Genomic DNA, 16,863 nt, shown 5'->3' on the forward strand with positions numbered 1-16,863 from the left:
CGCTTTCACACCCACAGCGATCACTGCCTTACACTGCCACGATGAAAACCATCCCCCACACCCAAATCGCCGAACCGGCGGTCACCTGCTCGACCTGTGCGGCGTGCTGCTGCCAGCTCGAAGTGATGCTGATCACGGACACCGGCGTGCCTGATCGCTTTATCGATACCGATGAATGGGGCGGTGAAGTGATGCTGCGTCTGGACGACGGCTGGTGCGCGGCGCTGGATCGCGACAGCATGATGTGCACGATCTATGAACGACGCCCGCTGATTTGCCGCGAGTTTGAAATGGGCGCGCCGGAGTGCATCGAAGAGCGCCGGGGTATTGCGACAGCCTACCGCTGATTCTTTGACAACGCAGAAACAACTGTGGGAGCGAGCCTGCTCGCGAAGCGGTGTGTCAGCCACCATTTGAATTGACTGACACTCAGCTTTCGCGAGCAGGCTCGCTCCCACGTTGGTTCCGCGTAGCGGCGTGTTACAACGGCATTGTGTAATGCAGCGCGTAGCTTTCTACACCATCGTTGTCGCTGGACAGGCCGGCGTTGGAGTAGTGCGTGGCGCGGATGCCGACTTCGTGGCCGCCGTTGAAGCGCAGGCCGAAACCGATACGGTCTTCGAACTGGAAGGAACCGCCCAGCTTGTTGCTCTCATATTCGGTGTTGGAGAAGAACGCCGCGCCGATACCCGCTTCAACGTACGGTTTGACCGACTGACCGGCAAATTCGTAAACGAAGACAGGCGAGAACGACAGGCTGTTGTTGCTGGAAGTCTTGTCACCTTCCCAATACGTGTAGGCACCGCTCCAGTAGCCGGTCAGGCGACCAACGTCGCTCTGCAGCCAGCTCTTGTCCCAGTCGAAATTCATGCCCAAGCGATACGTCATTGTCGAATCGCTGGTACCGCCGACGGCGAATTCAACGCCAGCGGCTTGTGCAGAAATGCTTTGCCCCATCAGTGCGGCCGCAATCGCGGCCAAGCAGAATAGTCGCTTCACTTTGAAACTTCCTTTTCCGGAACGATCGTTTGGTTTTTAGTTGCTGCTGTCGCTATAGAAATCCGCGCTTGGTCAGAAGTTCAGCGTTTTTTCAGTTATTTCACATTTTTTTTACAAGTCGAAGTTTTGCACATTCGACGCAGTTTGGCCCAGCAACGGTAGGATTTTTCTGAGGGATTGCGGATCGCCGCTGGTCCAGAACTTCACAGGCTGGCTCGGACGTTGCGCCAGCAGATCACGCTCGGCGAGCAAGCGCTGCAACTGCCGGGCCACGGCAGCTCCGGTATCGATCAGGCTGACATCGTCGGCGATCATCGACCTGAGTAACGGCTTGAGGAAGGGATAATGGGTGCAGCCAAGAATGATTGTGTCGCAGTTTTGCGCCAGCAATGGAGCGACGTAACCTTGCAATAAAGTGCGTAATTCGGCGCTGTGCAGATCACCCGTTTCGATCAGTTCGACCAGTCCCGGACAGGGCTGGGTGATGACTTTTATGTCAGCCGCGAAACGATCGAGCAACGCGGCAAACTTTGCGCTCTGCAACGTGCCGGTCGTGGCCAGAACGCCAACCACGCCGCTTCGCGTGGCCGCTGCGGCCGGTTTCACCGCCGGCTCCATGCCGACAATCGGCCAGTCCGGGAAATCACGACGCAGGTCGGCAACAGCGGCCACGGTCGCGGTATTGCATGCCAGTACCAAAGCCTTGGCACCCTGCTCGCGAAAAAATCCTGCCATCGCACTGCAACGCTGGCGGATGAATTCCGGGGTTTTCTCGCCGTAAGGAATGTGCCCGCAATCGGCGACGTAAAGCAGCGATTCGTTGGGCAGCAAGCGCTGGATTTCGCCGAGGACCGACAAGCCGCCGACCCCGGAATCGAACACGCCGATCGGCGCTTCACGCATGGCGCGCGCCACAGACGCTGCAGCCCGGATCACGCTTGACCCGTAATTCACGGAAGCGCGAGCCCAAGGCGTCGATCAACAACAGTCGCCCCACCAAGGGTTCGCCAAAGCCGACCAGCACCTTCAACGCTTCCAGCGCCTGCAAGCTGCCGACCAGACCGACCAATGGCCCGACCACGCCGGCCTCGCTGCAGGTCAGTTCGGCTTCGCTGCCGTGTCCGTACAGGCAGTGGTAGCAAGGGCTTTCGGCACGCCGTGGATCGAACACCGACAGCTGCCCTTCCAGACGAATCGCCGCGCCGCTGACCAATGGCTTGCGCGCAATAACACAGGCGGCGTTGACCGCCTCACGCGTAGAGAAATTGTCCGAGCAATCGAGCACCAGATCCACCGCCGCCACCGCTGCGGCGAGGCAATCCTCGTCCAGCGCCTGTCGGTGAGCGACCAGTTCAATTTCGGGATTGATCGCGCCCAGGCGCTTGAGCGCCGAGTCGACCTTGGACATGCCGACACTGTCGGTGTCGTGAATGATCTGCCGTTGCAGGTTGGTCAGGTCGACCGTGTCGAAATCCGCCAGATGCAACTCGCCGACGCCCGCTGCCGCCAGATACAACGCCACCGGCGCGCCGAGACCGCCGAGGCCGACGATCAGCACGCGGCTGGCCTTGAGCTTCAGTTGCCCGTCGATATCGATGTGTTGCAGCAGAATCTGCCGGCTGTAGCGCAGCAATTCCTGATCATTCAGCACGGCAGGCGCCCCAGACTGATGCGTTGATGGCCGCCCAGATCGGTGCGGCTATGGACTTCTTCAAAGCCACGAGTCAGCAGCAGATCACGCACGGCTTCGGCCTGATCATAGCCGTGTTCGAGCATCAGCCAGCCTCCGGCATCAAGATGATCCGGCGCCTGCGCAACAATCAGGCGCAGATCGTCGAGGCCATCTTCACCGGCGACCAGCGCACTGGCCGGTTCGAAGCGTACATCGCCCTCGACCAGATGCGGATCGGCGGCGGCAATGTACGGCGGGTTGCTGATGATCAGATGGAAGCGCTGGCCTGCAAGTGCGCTGAACCAATGGCTGCTCAGCACCGTAGCGTTGTTCAGGTGCAGACGCTGGCGATTGCGTTCGGCCAGTGCCACGGCTTCAAGCACACGATCCACGGCGGTGACTTTCCAGGCCGGGCGCTCGCTGGCCAAAGCCAAAGCAATCGCGCCACTGCCGGTGCCCAAGTCGAGCACCTTGGCCGGGGTTGCCGGCAGCAGCTCAAGGGCTGCCTCCACCAGCAATTCGGTGTCCGGGCGCGGAATCAGCGTGTGCGGCGCGACTTCCAGATCGAGTTTCCAGAATCCCTGCTGGCCGAGAATGTAGGCCACCGGCTCGCCACTGCGGCGGCGTTGCAAATACTCGGCAAAGGTCAGCGCAGCCTCGCTCGGCACGATGCGCTCGGGCCAGGTGTGCAGAAAGCTGCGCGACTTGCCCAGTGCGGCGGCGAGGAGCAATTCAGCGTCCAGACGCGCAGTCGGCGAGTCCGGCAACTCGGCAGCGCGCAACAGGCTGGCGATGATGGTCATTTATTCACCTATCGCTGCGAGTTGGTCAGCCTGATATTCGGCCAGCAACGGCTCGATCACGGCTTCGACGCCACCGGCGAGAATTTCATCCAGGGAATACAGGGTCAGGTTGACGCGATGGTCGGTGACCCGGCCCTGGGCATAGTTGTAGGTGCGGATACGCTCGGATCGATCACCGGAGCCGACCAGCAACTTGCGCTCACTGGCAATCGCGTTGGCCGCCGCTGCGTTCTGCTGATCGTTGAGTTTCGCCGACAGCCACGCCATCGCCCGGGCGCGGTTCTTGTGCTGGGAACGCTCTTCCTGACACTCGACGACGGTGCCGGTCGGGATGTGGGTAATGCGGATCGCCGAATCGGTGGTGTTGACGTGCTGACCACCGGCCCCGGAGGAACGGTAAGTGTCGACACGCAGATCCGCCGGGTTGATCTCGATGGCTTCGCGCTCGTCCGGCTCGGGCAACACCGCCACGGTGCAGGCCGACGTATGGATCCGGCCCTGGGATTCGGTGGCGGGTACGCGCTGGACGCGGTGTGCGCCGGACTCGAATTTCAACTTGCCGTAAACGTTGTCGCCTTCAATGCGCGCTATGACTTCTTTATAGCCGCCGTGTTCGCCTTCGTTTTCCGAGAGGATCTCGACGCGCCAGCCACGCCGCTCGGCATAGCGCGAGTACATGCGGAACAGGTCGCCGGAGAAGATGGCCGCCTCGTCGCCACCGGTGCCGGCGCGGATTTCGAGGAACACGTTACGCCCGTCATTCGGATCTTTAGGCAGCAGCATGCGCTGCAGATCGGATTCCAGCGTGACCAGCAACTCCTTGGCTTCGCGAACTTCTTCCACGGCCATTTCGCGCATGTCCGGGTCGTTGTCCTTGAGCAGCGCCTGCGCGCCTTCAAGATCGCTTTGTACGCCGAGCAGCTTTTTATAGGCGGCCACTACCGGCTCGAGTTCGGCGTACTCCTTGGAATAGGCGCGGAATTTGGCCTGATCGGCAATGACTTCACCGTCGCCGAGCAGCGCGGTCAGTTCCTCGAAACGGTCCTGGAGAATGTCCAGCTTGTTGAGCAGTGACGCTTTCATTGCGGTTTTTTATCCGAAAAACTATCCGGTGAGCCCTCAAGGGCAAAGAGTTCCTGGGCCATGGCCAGCGCATCGAGGCGGCCTTCGGCAGACAGCTTTTTCAACTGCACGCTGGGCGCATGCAAGAGTTTGTTGGTCAGGCCACGGGCCAGTTGTCCGAGCACGTCTTCGGCGTTGCCGCCGTTGGCCAACAGACGCAGGGCCTTCTGCAATTCTTCGTCTCGCAAGCGTTCGCTCTGTTGACGATAGGCCTTGAGCACATCGACTGCCGCCAGTTCGCGCAGGCGCACCATGAAATCGTCGGCGCCGACCGAGACCATCTCCTCCGCTGCCTGGGCTGCACCCTGGCGGCTCTTGAGGTTCTCGGCGACCACTTCGTGGAGATCGTCGACGCTGTACAGATAAACGTCGTCCAACTCGCCGACTTCCGGCTCGATATCGCGCGGTACCGCAATGTCGACCATGAAGATCGGCTTGTGCTTGCGCAGCTTCAGCGCACTTTCCACCGCACCCTTGCCGAGGATTGGCAACTGGCTGGCGGTCGAACTGATGACGATATCGCTGCGCACCAGCTCCGCCGGAATGTCCGAGAGCAGCACCGCGTGAGCGCCGAACTGCTCGGCCAACTGACTGGCGCGCTCCAGCGTGCGGTTGGCAACGACGATGCGCTTGACCCCCAGCTCATGCAAATGGCGCGCGACTAAAGTAATCGTCTCACCGGCACCGATCAGCAGCGCCTGGCTGCGTTGCAGATCGCTGAAAATCTGTTTCGCCAGGCTCACTGCGGCAAACGCCACCGACACCGGGTTCTCGCCAATCGCAGTATCGGTACGCACCTGCTTGGCGGCATTGAACGTTGCCTGGAACAGCCGCCCCAGCAACGGACCGATGGTGCCGGCCTCGCGGGCCACGGCGTAGGCCGATTTCATCTGACCGAGAATCTGTGGTTCGCCCAGCACCAGCGAGTCGAGCCCGGAAGCGACGCGCATCATGTGACGAACAGCCGCATCGTCTTCATGCACATAGGCACTGGCGCGCAGCTCGTCGAGGCTCAGATGGTGATAATCGGCCAGCCAGCGCAGCACGACATCGGCCGACAGCTGATCCTGTTCTATATAAAGCTCACTGCGATTGCAGGTGGAGAGGATCGCGGCTTCGCGGCTGTCGGTCAGTCGGCAGAGCTGCTGCAAGGCCTCCACCAGCTGCTCAGGGGTAAAGGCCACGCGCTCGCGGACGTCTACTGAAGCAGTCTTGTGGTTGATACCGAGTGCAAGGAAGGCCATTCAAGGTCGCTGGTGGTGACGTGAAGCCGGCAATTGTCCTACTTCGAAAGATTCAGAACAACTACCGCTGACTATTGTCCCAATCGTCAGCCCCTATAATGGCCACAATTGAGTCTCGGTTATGTTTGGCCGAAGGCTTGTGTCATGATGATCCGACCGCAGGTTAGTCGTCCTCTTCCTATATGAATAGATCTTCCGCGTTGCTCCTCGCTTTTGTCTTCCTCAGCGGCTGCCAGGCCATGGCGCCCGTTGCGCCGGACGGCACCCCACCGGTCGAAGACACCACGCCCGCCCCTGAAAAGCCCAAGGTTTACGGCTCGTTCAGCGAGGAAACCGTGTTCAGCCTGCTGAGCGCCGAACTCGCCGGCCAGCGCAATCGTTTCGACATTGCCCTGGACAATTACGTGACCCAAGCGATCAACACCCAGGATCCGGGCGTCTCCGAGCGCGCTTTTCGCATTGCCGAATATCTGGGCGCCGATCAACCGGCCCTCGACACCGCGCTGATCTGGGCGCGCAACGCGCCGGACGATCTCGAAGCGCAACGCGCCGCCGCCGTGCAACTGGCCCGCGCCGGGCGCTACGACGACTCCATGGTCTATATGGAGAAAGTCCTGCAGGGCAAGGGCGACACCCATTTCGATTTCCTTGCGCTGTCGGCCGCCGACACCGATCAGGAAACCCGCAACGGTCTGATGAAAAGCTTTGACCGTTTGCTCCAGCGCCACCCGAACAACAATCAGCTGATTTTCGGCAAGGCTCTGCTGCTCCAGCAAGACGGCGACAATCAAGGCGCGCTGACTCTGCTCGAAGACAACCCACCGGAAGACGGCGAAATCGCACCGATCCTGCTGCGTGCGCGCCTGCTTCAATTGCTCAACCGTGGCGACGAAGCGCTGCCGCTATTGCAGAAAAGCATCAGGAAATACCCGGAAGACAAGCGCCTGCGCCTGACTTACGCGCGCATGCTGGTCGAACAGGACCGCATGGACGACGCCAAGGCCGAATTCTCCACCCTCGTTCAGCAATACCCGGAAGACGACGAACTGCGTTATTCGCTGGCGCTGGTGTGCCTGGAAGCCAAGGCGTGGGATGAGGCCAAGGGTTATCTGGAAGACCTGATCGCCCGCGAAAGCCACGTCGATTCAGCGCATCTGAACCTTGGCCGGATTGCCGAAGAGCGCAATGACCCGCAAGGCGCGCTCATCGAATACGCCCAGGTCGGCCCGGGCAATGACTATCTGCCGGCACAGCTGCGTCAGGCCGATATCCTGATGAGCAACGGCAAGACCGCCGAAGCGCAGAGCAAGCTGGCCGCCGAGCGTGACGAGCAACCGGATTACGCGATTCAGCTGTATCTGATCGAATCGGAAAGCCTGTCGGCCAACAAACAGGACGACAAGGCCTGGAAGGTTCTGCAACAAGCGCTGCAGAAGTATCCGGACGATCTCAATCTGCTTTACACCCGCGCCATGCTCGCGGAAAAACGCAATGACCTGGCGCAGATGGAGAAAGACCTGCGTCTGATCATCAAGCGCGACCCGGACAACGCCATGGCGCTGAATGCGCTGGGCTACACCTTGTCCGATCGCACCACCCGCTACGCTGAAGCGAAAACGCTGATCGAGCAGGCGCACCAGATCAATCCGGAAGACCCGGCGGTTCTCGACAGCCTCGGCTGGGTCAATTATCGCCTGGGCAATCTGGACGACGCGGAGAAATACCTGCGCCAGGCGCTCGAGCGTTTCCCCGACCACGAAGTCGCCGCGCACCTTGGCGAAGTCCTCTGGGCCAAGGGCAATCAACGCGAAGCCAAACAAGTGTGGGGCAAGTTCCTCAAGGATCAGCCCGACAGCACCATTCTGCGCAGCACCATCAAGCGCCTGACCGGATCCGAGAATCTTTAAACCATGCTTTTGCGCCACGTTATTGTTTTCAGCTTCATCGCCCTGCTCGCCGGCTGTTCGGGTTTCGGCACTCGCGAATCGGTCGAGGGTCACGGCAGCCCGGCCCAGTGGGCGGCAAACAAACAGCGACTGACCGGCCTTGATGGCTGGCAGATCGACGGCAAGATCGGCATCCGCGCGCCGAAGGATTCCGGCAGCGGCACGCTGTTCTGGCTGCAGCGTCAGGACTATTACGACATTCGCCTGTCCGGCCCGCTGGGCCGTGGCGCGGCACGCTTGACCGGGCGTCCGGGCAAGGTGTCGCTGGAAGTCGCCAACCAGGGCCGCTACGAATCGCAATCTCCTGAAGCCTTGCTCGAAGAGCAACTGGGCTGGAAATTGCCGGTGTCGAATCTGGCCTGGTGGGTTCGCGGCCTGCCCGCTCCGGAAAGCAAGAGTCGCTTGAACCTGGACGCCGACAGCCGCCTGGCCAGCCTTGAGCAGGACGGCTGGAAAGTCGAATACACCGCCTACACCGAACAGAATGGTTACTGGCTCCCCGAGCGCATCAAGCTGCACGGCACCGACCTCGACGTGACGCTGGTGATCAAGACCTGGCAACCGCGCAAGTTGGGGCAATAACGCATGACCGCTGCACGCCTGACCCTGCCCTCGCCGGCCAAACTCAACTTGATGCTGCACATTCTCGGTCGCCGTGAAGACGGTTATCACGAATTGCAGACGCTGTTTCAGTTCCTCGATTACGGCGATGAAATCACTTTCGCCGTGCGCGATGACGGCGTGATCCGGCTGCATACCGAGTTTCCCGGCGTGCCCCACGACAGCAACCTGATCGTGCGCGCGGCGAAAATGTTGCAGCAACAATCCGGCTGCGCGCTCGGCATCGACATCTGGATCGACAAAATCCTGCCCATGGGCGGCGGCATTGGTGGCGGCAGTTCGAATGCGGCGACGACTTTGCTCGGCCTCAATCATTTGTGGCAACTGGGCTGGGATGAAGATCGTCTCGCCGCACTGGGCCTGTCACTCGGTGCCGACGTACCGGTGTTCGTCCGTGGCCATGCGGCATTTGCCGAGGGTGTTGGCGAGAAACTGACCCCGGTCGACCCCGAAGAACCGTGGTATCTGGTGCTCGTGCCGCAAGTCGCTGTTAGTACGGCAGAAATTTTTTCCGATCCTTTGTTGACACGTAACACACCGCCCATTAAAGTGCGCCCCGTTCCCGAGGGAAACAGTCGAAATGACTGCTTGCCGGTGGTAGCAAGGCGTTATCCAGAGGTACGTAACGCATTGGATTTGTTAGGTAAATTTACCGAAGCAAAGCTCACCGGAACTGGAAGTTGTGTGTTTGGGGGCTTCCCAAGCAAAGCTGAAGCTGATAAAGTCTCGGCCCTTCTGACAGAGACCCTTACAGGGTTTGTAGCGAAAGGAAGCAACGTTTCGATGTTGCATCGCAAGCTGCAAAGTCTGCTCTAAAGGAATCAAGTGCCCGGCACTTGAAAGCAACAGATACAGGGGCGTCGCCAAGCGGTAAGGCAGCAGGTTTTGATCCTGCCATGCGTTGGTTCGAATCCAGCCGCCCCTGCCATTTTCTCTACTCATCCAGGTTACCCTCAGCCTCTAGGTACTGCGCGTGTCCAAGATGATGGTCTTTACGGGGAATGCCAACCCCGATCTGGCTCGGCGTGTCGTACGTCAGCTGCATATCCCTCTCGGTGACATCTCTGTCGGCAAGTTTTCCGACGGCGAAATCACAGCCGAGATCAATGAAAACGTTCGCGGTAAAGACGTCTTCATTATTCAGCCGACCTGCGCTCCGACCAACGATAACCTGATGGAACTGGTAGTGATGGCTGACGCCTTCCGCCGCTCCTCGGCTACTCGTATCACTGCTGTTATTCCTTATTTTGGTTATGCCCGTCAGGATCGCCGTCCGCGTTCCGCACGTGTGGCTATCAGCGCGAAAGTCGTTGCTGACATGCTTACCGTAGTCGGCATCGACCGTGTTCTCACGGTTGATCTGCATGCTGACCAGATTCAGGGTTTCTTCGATATTCCGGTAGATAACATCTACGGCTCCCCGGTTCTGGTGGATGACATCGAAGATCAGCGCTTCGAAAACCTGATGATCGTGTCCCCGGACATTGGTGGCGTCGTGCGTGCACGGGCTGTTGCCAAGTCGCTGGGCGTCGATCTTGGGATCATCGACAAACGCCGTGAGAAAGCCAATCACTCTGAAGTGATGCATATCATCGGTGATGTCGAAGGGCGTACCTGTATTCTCGTCGATGACATGGTCGATACCGCCGGCACCCTGTGCCACGCGGCCAAGGCCCTGAAAGAGCATGGCGCAGCCAAGGTCTTTGCCTACTGCACACACCCTGTGCTGTCGGGCCGGGCCATCGAGAATATCGAAAATTCCGTGCTGGACGAGCTGGTGGTGACCAACACCATCCCGCTGTCCGCTGCAGCACAAGCCTGTGCACGTATCCGCCAACTGGATATCGCACCGGTTGTTGCCGAAGCGGTTCGCCGCATCAGCAATGAAGAATCGATCAGCGCGATGTTCCGTTAAGGGCCCTGCCCTTCGCGAAATGTCTCGTTGACGAAAAGCGCCCCGCCCCGGCATTCCTGTCGGGGCGGGGCTTTTTTGCCCATACCGTGTTCGGCGCTGGTCGCAAACGCCACTCGGTCATGGCTATTTTGGAGATACAAAATGAACGATTTTACTCTGAATGCTGAAGTGCGTTCCGACCTGGGGAAAGGTGCGAGCCGCCGCCTGCGTCGTCTCGCAAGCCTGGTTCCAGCTGTAGTTTACGGTGGCGACAAAGCCCCTGAATCCATCAGCATGCTGGCCAAAGAAGTTGCCAAACTGCTCGAAAACGAAGCGGCTTACAGCCACATCATCGAGCTGAACGTTGGTGGCACCAAGCAGAACGTCATCATCAAGGCTCTGCAGCGTCACCCGGCCAAAGGCCACGTGATGCACGCTGACTTCGTACGCGTTGTTGCCGGCCAGAAACTGACCGCCATCGTGCCTGTACACTTTGTTGGCGAAGAAGCTCCAGTGAAGAAAGGCGGCGAAGTTTCGCACGTTGTTGCTGAAATCGAAGTGACCTGCCTGCCAAAAGATCTGCCTGAGTTCATCGAAGTCGACCTGTCGAAAGCAGAAATCGGCACCATCATCCACCTGTCGGACCTCAAAGCTCCTAAAGGTGTTGAGTTCGTTGCTCTGGCACACGGCGATGACAAGGCTGTTGCCAACGTCCACGCTCCACGTGTAGCTGCAGAACCTACCGAAGAAGGCGCAGCAGAGTAATTCACTCTGTCATGCCGGAGTGAGCAAGTAACATCGCGGACTGGAACGTAGCGAGAAAGCGGGCGAGAACGCGGAGTTTACATCCATGGTAAATGAGCATTTTTCGTCCACTTTCGCCGCTTTCCCCGATCGCGGCGATGTTATCAACCACTCCAAGGAAGGGCCCCTATCGTGACTGCCATCAAACTGATCGTTGGCCTGGGAAATCCAGGCGCTGAATACGAACAGACCCGGCATAACGCAGGGGCCCTTTTTGTTGAGCGCATCGCCCACGCACAGAATGTGAATCTTGTGGCCGATCGCAAATATTTCGGCCTGACCGGGCGCTACTCGCATCAGGGTCAGGATGTTCGTCTGCTGATTCCCACCACCTACATGAACCGCAGCGGCCAGGCCGTGGCGGCACTCGCCGGTTTCTTCCGCATCAAGCCTGAAGAAATCCTCGTGGCGCATGACGAACTCGACTTGCCTCCGGGCGTTGCCAAGCTCAAGCAGGGCGGCGGCCATGGCGGTCACAACGGGTTGCGCGACATCATTGCGCAACTGGGCAATCAGAATACGTTCTACCGCCTGCGGCTTGGCATCGGCCACCCGGGCGTTGCCAGTATGGTTTCAAATTTCGTCCTGGGTCGTGCGCCACGCGCCGAACAGGAAAAACTCGATGCCAGCATCGACTTTGCCCTCGGCGTGCTGCCGGATATCCTCGCCGGGGAATGGAACCGCGCGATGAAAAACCTGCACAGCCAGAAGGCCTGACTTTTACCCGAGGGGAAACACCATGGGATTCAATTGCGGCATCGTCGGCCTGCCTAACGTCGGCAAGTCCACCCTGTTCAACGCCCTGACCAAATCCGGTATCGCGGCCGAGAACTTCCCCTTCTGCACCATCGAGCCGAACAGCGGCATCGTGCCGATGCCGGATCCGCGCCTGGAAGCTCTGGCGGCCATCGTCAATCCGAAGCGCATCCTGCCGACCACCATGGAATTCGTCGACATCGCCGGCCTCGTTGCCGGTGCCTCGAAAGGTGAAGGCCTGGGCAACAAGTTCCTGGCCAACATCCGCGAAACCGATGCTATCGCTCACGTGGTGCGCTGCTTCGAAGACGACAACGTGATTCACGTGTCCAACAGCGTCGACCCGAAACGCGACATCGAAATCATCGACCTGGAACTGATCTTCGCCGACCTCGACAGCTGCGAGAAGCAACTGCAGAAAGTCGCGCGCAACGCCAAGGGCGGTGACAAGGACGCCGTGGTTCAGAAGGCTCTGCTCGAGCAACTGATCGCGCACTTCACCGAAGCCAAGCCGGCGCGCAGCCTGATGAAGAACATGAGCGCGGATGAGAAAGCCGTGATCAAGGGCTTCCACCTGCTGACCACCAAACCGGTCATGTACATCGCCAACGTGGCTGAAGACGGCTTCGAGAACAACCCGCACCTGGACGTGGTCAAGGCCATTGCCGAAGAAGAAGGCGCCATGGTCGTTCCGGTGTGCAACAAGATCGAAGCGGAAATCGCCGAGCTCGACGACGGCGAGGAGAAGGACATGTTCCTCGAGGCCCTGGGCCTGGAAGAACCTGGCCTGAACCGCGTGATCCGCGCCGGCTACGAAATGCTCCACCTGCAGACCTACTTCACCGCCGGTGTCGAAGAAGTCCGCGCCTGGACCGTCAAGGTCGGTGCCACCGCACCACAGGCCGCTGGCGTGATCCACACCGACTTCGAAAAAGGCTTCATCCGCGCCGAAGTCATCGCCTACAACGACTTCATCCAGTACAAGGGCGAAGCCGGCGCCAAAGAAGCCGGCAAATGGCGTCTGGAAGGCAAGGATTACATCGTCAAGGACGGCGACGTAATGCACTTCCGCTTCAACGTCTAAGCAACAGCCGCACACGAAAAAGCCGCGTTTGATACGCGGCTTTTTTGTGCCTGAAATTCAGTGACTGAGTACATTTCCCTGTGGGAGCGAGCCTGCTCGCGAATGCGGCGTGTCAGCTAAGCATTCGTCAACTGACACACCCATTCGCGAGCAGGCTCGCTCCCACAGTTCGATTCGTCTGTTCAGGCCTTTCTGGTACGCGGTAAAAAGATCGCCAACACACCAAACAACGGCAGGAAGGAGCACAGGAAATACACATACTCAATCCCGTGCACATCCGCCAGATGCCCAAGCAGCGCCGCGCCAATTCCGCCAAAACCAAACATCAGACCGAAGAAGATCCCGGCAATCATCCCGACATTGCCCGGCACCAGTTCCTGCGCGTACACCACAATCGCCGAGAATGCCGACGCCAGAATGAAGCCGATCACCACGCTGAGAATGCTGGTCCAGAACAGATCGACATGCGGCAGGATCAGGGTGAAAGGCGCCACCCCCAGGATTGAAAACCAAATCACAGCCTTGCGCCCGATCTTGTCGCCAATCGGTCCGCCGAAGAATGTTCCCGCCGCCACTGCGCCCAGGAAAAGGAACAAGTGCAGCTGCGAGCTGGCCACCGACAGGTCGAACTTCTCGATCAGGTAGAAAGTGAAGTAACTGGTGAAACTGGCCATATAGAAATACTTGGAGAACACCAGCAGCCCCAGCACCACCAGCGCACTGGTCACCCTGCCCTTCGACAAGCCGTGCGTCGCCGCCTGGCCGGCCTTGAGTTTGAACAGGTTGAGGTGATTGGCGTACCAAAGGCTGATGCGGTACAGCACGAACAGCGCAAACACTGCGAACAGACCGAACCACGCTACATTGCCCTGGCCGAAGGGAATGATGATCGCCGCCGCCAGCAACGGGCCGAACGCGGAACCGGCATTGCCGCCGACCTGAAAGGTCGATTGCGCCAGACCAAAGCGGCCGCCCGAGGCAAGTCGTGCAACACGCGAGGCTTCCGGGTGAAAGGTCGACGAGCCGATACCAATCAGCGCCGCCGCCAGCAGAATCAATGGGAAGCTGCCGACCACCGACATCATCAGAATGCCGATCAAGGTACACACCGTGCCCGCCGGCAGCAGCCACGGTTTGGGGTGGCGATCAGTGTGATAACCGACCCACGGCTGCAACAGCGACGCGGTCAACTGGAAGGTCAAGGTGATCAGGCCGACCTGGGTGAAGGTCAGGCCATAGTTGGCCTTGAGCATCGGGTAGATCGACGGCAGAACCGACTGGATCAGGTCGTTGATCAAATGCGCCAGCGCCACCGCGCCGATGATGCGCATCACCAAGGGGCTGCTTTGCGGAGCAGCGGTCGCCGAGGCAGCGGCGGTCTGAACGTTGCTGATAGCCATGGAAAATTCCGGACAGCAGATGGGTGCCCGCAGGCAGGTGCGTCAATGTGCCATTTTTCGGTGCGCTCGCGCTATCCCCTTAGGCAGCTAACTAAGTTATTGGACACACCACCGTGTAGGAGCTGCCGAAGGCTGCGATCTTTTGATCTTGCTTTTAACCATCAAAGTCAAAAGATCGCAGCCTTCGGCAGCTCCTACAGGGGATCGTTGGCAGCGAAGGTGATAGCGCAACGCCATGGTCTGAATCTTGCCTTGCTTCTGCCCTTGAACACGATCGCCTTACAAAGGCGCTCGACAATGGGAAGTTTCGCTACAGAGCCGGCCTACAGAGCGGGCATGGGTGAACTTTCGAGGCCTTTTAGAGGGCACAGGTCGCAGCCGAAAGGTTCGCGATGCACGCCAATGGTGCGTGGTGTCCAGAGGAGTCATGAGGCATGCAGGCTTTCCTTTCACCGGGGATCAAATTGCTGGGGCGGTTTGGCTTCGCAGGTAAATTCCAATTGTTGTTTCTGCTGTTCATTCTGCCGCTGGCCGGCAGCCTGTTGATGATCGGCCATGACTATCGCGAGAAGCTCAATCTGATCGCCGGCGAACGTGCCGGTGTGCGTCAATTGCTCGCGCTGGATGCGCTGGACAACCTGCTCGCCGCGCAACGCGACCGCGCCGCCCGCTGGCGCGCCACCGAGACCAATCGTCAGCCGACACCGGCCACCCTCGCCGCCATGGCTGCCTTCGACGGCGTGCAACCGGCGGTACTGCAAGCCACCACGGAGCTGGGCAATGCCCTGAACCAGCAAGGCGCCGACGGCGCAATCCTCGAACGCTTTCAGGCGCTGCAAACCGCACTCAATGGCCTGGATACGAAAAGCCTCAGCAATGTCGGCTGGTGGCCGGACGGTTATGACCGCTTCACCAATGCCCTGGGCGCGCTGCAAGCCTTGCGCGAGCAGATCGTCATGGACAATCGCCTGACCCTCGCGCCGTGGTTGGAAACCTACCTGCTGACGCAGATTTCCACGCAGCACGCACCGGACCTGATCGAGCGGGTCGGCCGTCTCGCCGCGGTCGGCCAGGCTTCGGTGGTCTCCGGGCAGTTCACCCTGCAGAGCCGCCTGCAGTTGCGCGACCTGCGCAGTCGCATCGGCGACGCCCGCGAGCAACTGGTGAAAACCGCCGGCCTGCTGGAGGCGCGTCTGCCAGCCGAGCTGCAAGCCTGGGCCGGTCAGTATCACGACAGCCTGAAACACCTCGACAGCGGCCTGAAAGTCCTCGACGACGGTGTGTTTGGCGGCAGCATCAACCTCAAGCCAGAGGACTTCGAACGCAGCCTCGACGCGCTGCTCACCGACCTCGCTTCCCTGCGCCAGCAATCCCTGGTGGCGCTGGATCAGCGGCTCGATGCGTATTACAGCTCGGCGATCCGCCAGTTCATTGTTGTCGCCGCAATCTTCGGTTGCCTGCTGCTGGCCGCGTTGTACCTGTTCGTCTGCCTGCAAGCCTCGATCCGCCGCAGTGCCAGCGGCATCACCTTGCTCGCTGAGGCCTTGCGCGACGGTAACCTGAGCCTGCAAGTGCCAGTGGTGGGGCGCGATGAGCTGGCGGCGATCAGCACCGCGCTCAACGTCGCCGTGGTGCAACTGCGCAGCAGCATGCTCGGCGTCGACCACGAGACCTCGCAGTTGAGCAACGCGGTACGCAGCCTCAACCAACACTCCAGCGGCGCCCTGAGTGAAGTCGAGGCGCAGCAGTTGCAGATCAGCCAGATCGCCGCTGCCGCCACGCAATTGGCCGCCACCTCGCAAGGCGTCGCGCAGAGTTGCGAACAGGCCTCGGGCAGCGCCCAGCAGACCCGGCGCATCGCCGCCGACAGCAGCCGCGACAGCCAGCGCACCACGGCCAGCATTCAGCAGCTCAATCAGCGCCTGAACGACACTGCCGCCGCACTCGGCCGGGTCAGCGAGCAAGGCCAGCAGATTCAACTGGTCGTGGACACCATTCGCGGCGTCGCCGAGCAGACCAACCTGCTCGCGCTCAACGCCGCCATCGAAGCCGCCCGCGCCGGCGAACAGGGTCGCGGCTTTGCCGTGGTCGCCGACGAGGTGCGCAGCCTCTCGCAACGCACGCAATCGTCCACCGCGCAGATCGCCGGCACCGTCGACAGCCTGCGCGCCACGGTCAACGAAGCGGTGAGCCTGATGGAAGCCGCCTGCGGCCAGGCGCAATCGGATGCCGAGGCGGTCACCGGACTCGGCGAACGCCTGGGAGAAATCGCCAGCGCCGTACAGAGCGTCACCGACACCTTGGCGCAAATCGCCACGGCGGTTGAAGAACAGGCCAGCACCGCCGACGAAGTCAGCGGCAATATCCAGCAGGTCGATCAAGCGGCGGTGCGTTTGCTTGAAGGCGCACGCGCGGTGAACCTCGCGGCCGACACCTTGAGCCAGGGTAGCGAAGCCCTGAGCGCCAATACCGCCAGATTCCAACTGCGCTGACGCCCTCCCCGGCCCCGATTTTCGGG

The 16,863-nt window shown here is 60.2% G+C and carries 16 protein-coding genes and 1 tRNA gene; 10 read left to right on the plus strand and 7 right to left on the minus strand.

Translation table 11 applies throughout. The features are described 5' to 3' along the window. Positions 1–41 precede the first annotated feature (41 nt). Positions 42–347, plus strand: a complete 306-nt coding sequence (locus PspCFBP13508_RS08170; RefSeq protein ID WP_024014290.1) for a YkgJ family cysteine cluster protein — start codon at positions 42–44, stop codon at positions 345–347. Positions 348–480: 133 nt separating this feature from the next. Here the strand turns inward: PspCFBP13508_RS08170 and PspCFBP13508_RS08175 are convergent, their stop codons facing one another. The 6 genes from PspCFBP13508_RS08175 to hemA form a co-directional block, all read right to left on the minus strand. After that, positions 481–999: an acyloxyacyl hydrolase gene (locus PspCFBP13508_RS08175; protein ID WP_024014291.1), complete on the minus strand. Its 519-nt coding sequence runs from the start codon at positions 997–999 to the stop codon at positions 481–483. A 111-nt stretch (positions 1,000–1,110) separates the two neighbouring features. Further along, positions 1,111–1,902 (minus strand): glutamate racemase, encoded by a 792-nt coding sequence (murI, locus tag PspCFBP13508_RS08180; RefSeq protein ID WP_137214161.1) that lies wholly within the window; start codon positions 1,900–1,902, stop codon positions 1,111–1,113. Next, the gene (locus PspCFBP13508_RS08185; protein ID WP_137214162.1) at positions 1,895–2,650 is read right to left on the minus strand and encodes a molybdopterin-synthase adenylyltransferase MoeB; all 756 of its coding nucleotides are present in this window, start codon (positions 2,648–2,650) and stop codon (positions 1,895–1,897) included. The genes murI and PspCFBP13508_RS08185 overlap by 8 nt, the downstream gene beginning before the upstream one ends. Then, entirely contained in the window at positions 2,644–3,474 is an 831-nt protein-coding gene (gene prmC, locus PspCFBP13508_RS08190; protein WP_137214163.1) for a peptide chain release factor N(5)-glutamine methyltransferase, read from the minus strand. Before prmC ends, PspCFBP13508_RS08185 begins: the two co-directional genes overlap by 7 nt. Then, on the minus strand, positions 3,475–4,557 hold the full coding sequence (prfA, locus tag PspCFBP13508_RS08195) for a peptide chain release factor 1 (RefSeq protein WP_016773210.1): 1,083 nt from the start codon (positions 4,555–4,557) through the stop codon (positions 3,475–3,477). Then, entirely contained in the window at positions 4,554–5,840 is a 1,287-nt protein-coding gene (gene hemA, locus PspCFBP13508_RS08200) for a glutamyl-tRNA reductase (protein ID WP_016773209.1), read from the minus strand. The genes prfA and hemA overlap by 4 nt, the downstream gene beginning before the upstream one ends. A gap of 182 nt (positions 5,841–6,022) precedes the next feature. Here hemA and PspCFBP13508_RS08205 point away from each other — a divergent pair, with 182 nt between their 5' ends. From PspCFBP13508_RS08205 to ychF, 8 genes are all read left to right on the plus strand, one after another. Then, positions 6,023–7,747: a tetratricopeptide repeat protein gene (locus PspCFBP13508_RS08205; protein WP_024014295.1), complete on the plus strand. Its 1,725-nt coding sequence runs from the start codon at positions 6,023–6,025 to the stop codon at positions 7,745–7,747. Positions 7,748–7,750: 3 nt separating this feature from the next. Beyond that, positions 7,751–8,368: a lipoprotein insertase outer membrane protein LolB gene (lolB, locus tag PspCFBP13508_RS08210; RefSeq protein WP_130909558.1), complete on the plus strand. Its 618-nt coding sequence runs from the start codon at positions 7,751–7,753 to the stop codon at positions 8,366–8,368. Positions 8,369–8,371: 3 nt separating this feature from the next. Beyond that, positions 8,372–9,223 (plus strand): 4-(cytidine 5'-diphospho)-2-C-methyl-D-erythritol kinase, encoded by an 852-nt coding sequence (gene ispE, locus PspCFBP13508_RS08215; protein ID WP_137214164.1) that lies wholly within the window; start codon positions 8,372–8,374, stop codon positions 9,221–9,223. 37 nt (positions 9,224–9,260) lie between these two features. Beyond that, positions 9,261–9,335, plus strand: a tRNA-Gln gene (locus PspCFBP13508_RS08220). Between the two features lie 45 nt (positions 9,336–9,380). Next, entirely contained in the window at positions 9,381–10,322 is a 942-nt protein-coding gene (locus PspCFBP13508_RS08225; RefSeq protein ID WP_003171603.1) for a ribose-phosphate pyrophosphokinase, read from the plus strand. Positions 10,323–10,463: 141 nt separating this feature from the next. Then, entirely contained in the window at positions 10,464–11,066 is a 603-nt protein-coding gene (locus PspCFBP13508_RS08230; RefSeq protein WP_110602994.1) for a 50S ribosomal protein L25/general stress protein Ctc, read from the plus strand. 171 nt (positions 11,067–11,237) lie between these two features. Then, positions 11,238–11,822, plus strand: coding sequence for an aminoacyl-tRNA hydrolase (gene pth, locus PspCFBP13508_RS08235; protein ID WP_016773203.1), 585 nt, complete (start codon positions 11,238–11,240; stop codon positions 11,820–11,822). 22 nt (positions 11,823–11,844) lie between these two features. After that, positions 11,845–12,945 carry a redox-regulated ATPase YchF gene (gene ychF / locus PspCFBP13508_RS08240; RefSeq protein WP_016773202.1) on the plus strand — a complete coding sequence of 367 codons (1,101 nt, stop codon included), beginning with the start codon at positions 11,845–11,847 and terminating at the stop codon, positions 12,943–12,945. A gap of 182 nt (positions 12,946–13,127) precedes the next feature. On the opposite strand, the gene PspCFBP13508_RS08245 is transcribed toward ychF, so the two are convergent. Next, entirely contained in the window at positions 13,128–14,345 is a 1,218-nt protein-coding gene (locus tag PspCFBP13508_RS08245) for an MFS transporter (RefSeq protein ID WP_137214165.1), read from the minus strand. A 434-nt stretch (positions 14,346–14,779) separates the two neighbouring features. Between PspCFBP13508_RS08245 and PspCFBP13508_RS08255 the strand changes: the two genes are divergently transcribed. After that, positions 14,780–16,837 (plus strand): methyl-accepting chemotaxis protein, encoded by a 2,058-nt coding sequence (locus PspCFBP13508_RS08255; protein ID WP_137214167.1) that lies wholly within the window; start codon positions 14,780–14,782, stop codon positions 16,835–16,837. Positions 16,838–16,863 lie beyond the last annotated feature (26 nt).

Origin of the sequence: Pseudomonas sp. CFBP13508 (assembly GCF_005233515.1) — a bacterium.
Classification (GTDB): Bacteria; Pseudomonadota; Gammaproteobacteria; order Pseudomonadales; family Pseudomonadaceae; genus Aquipseudomonas; species Aquipseudomonas mercuritolerans.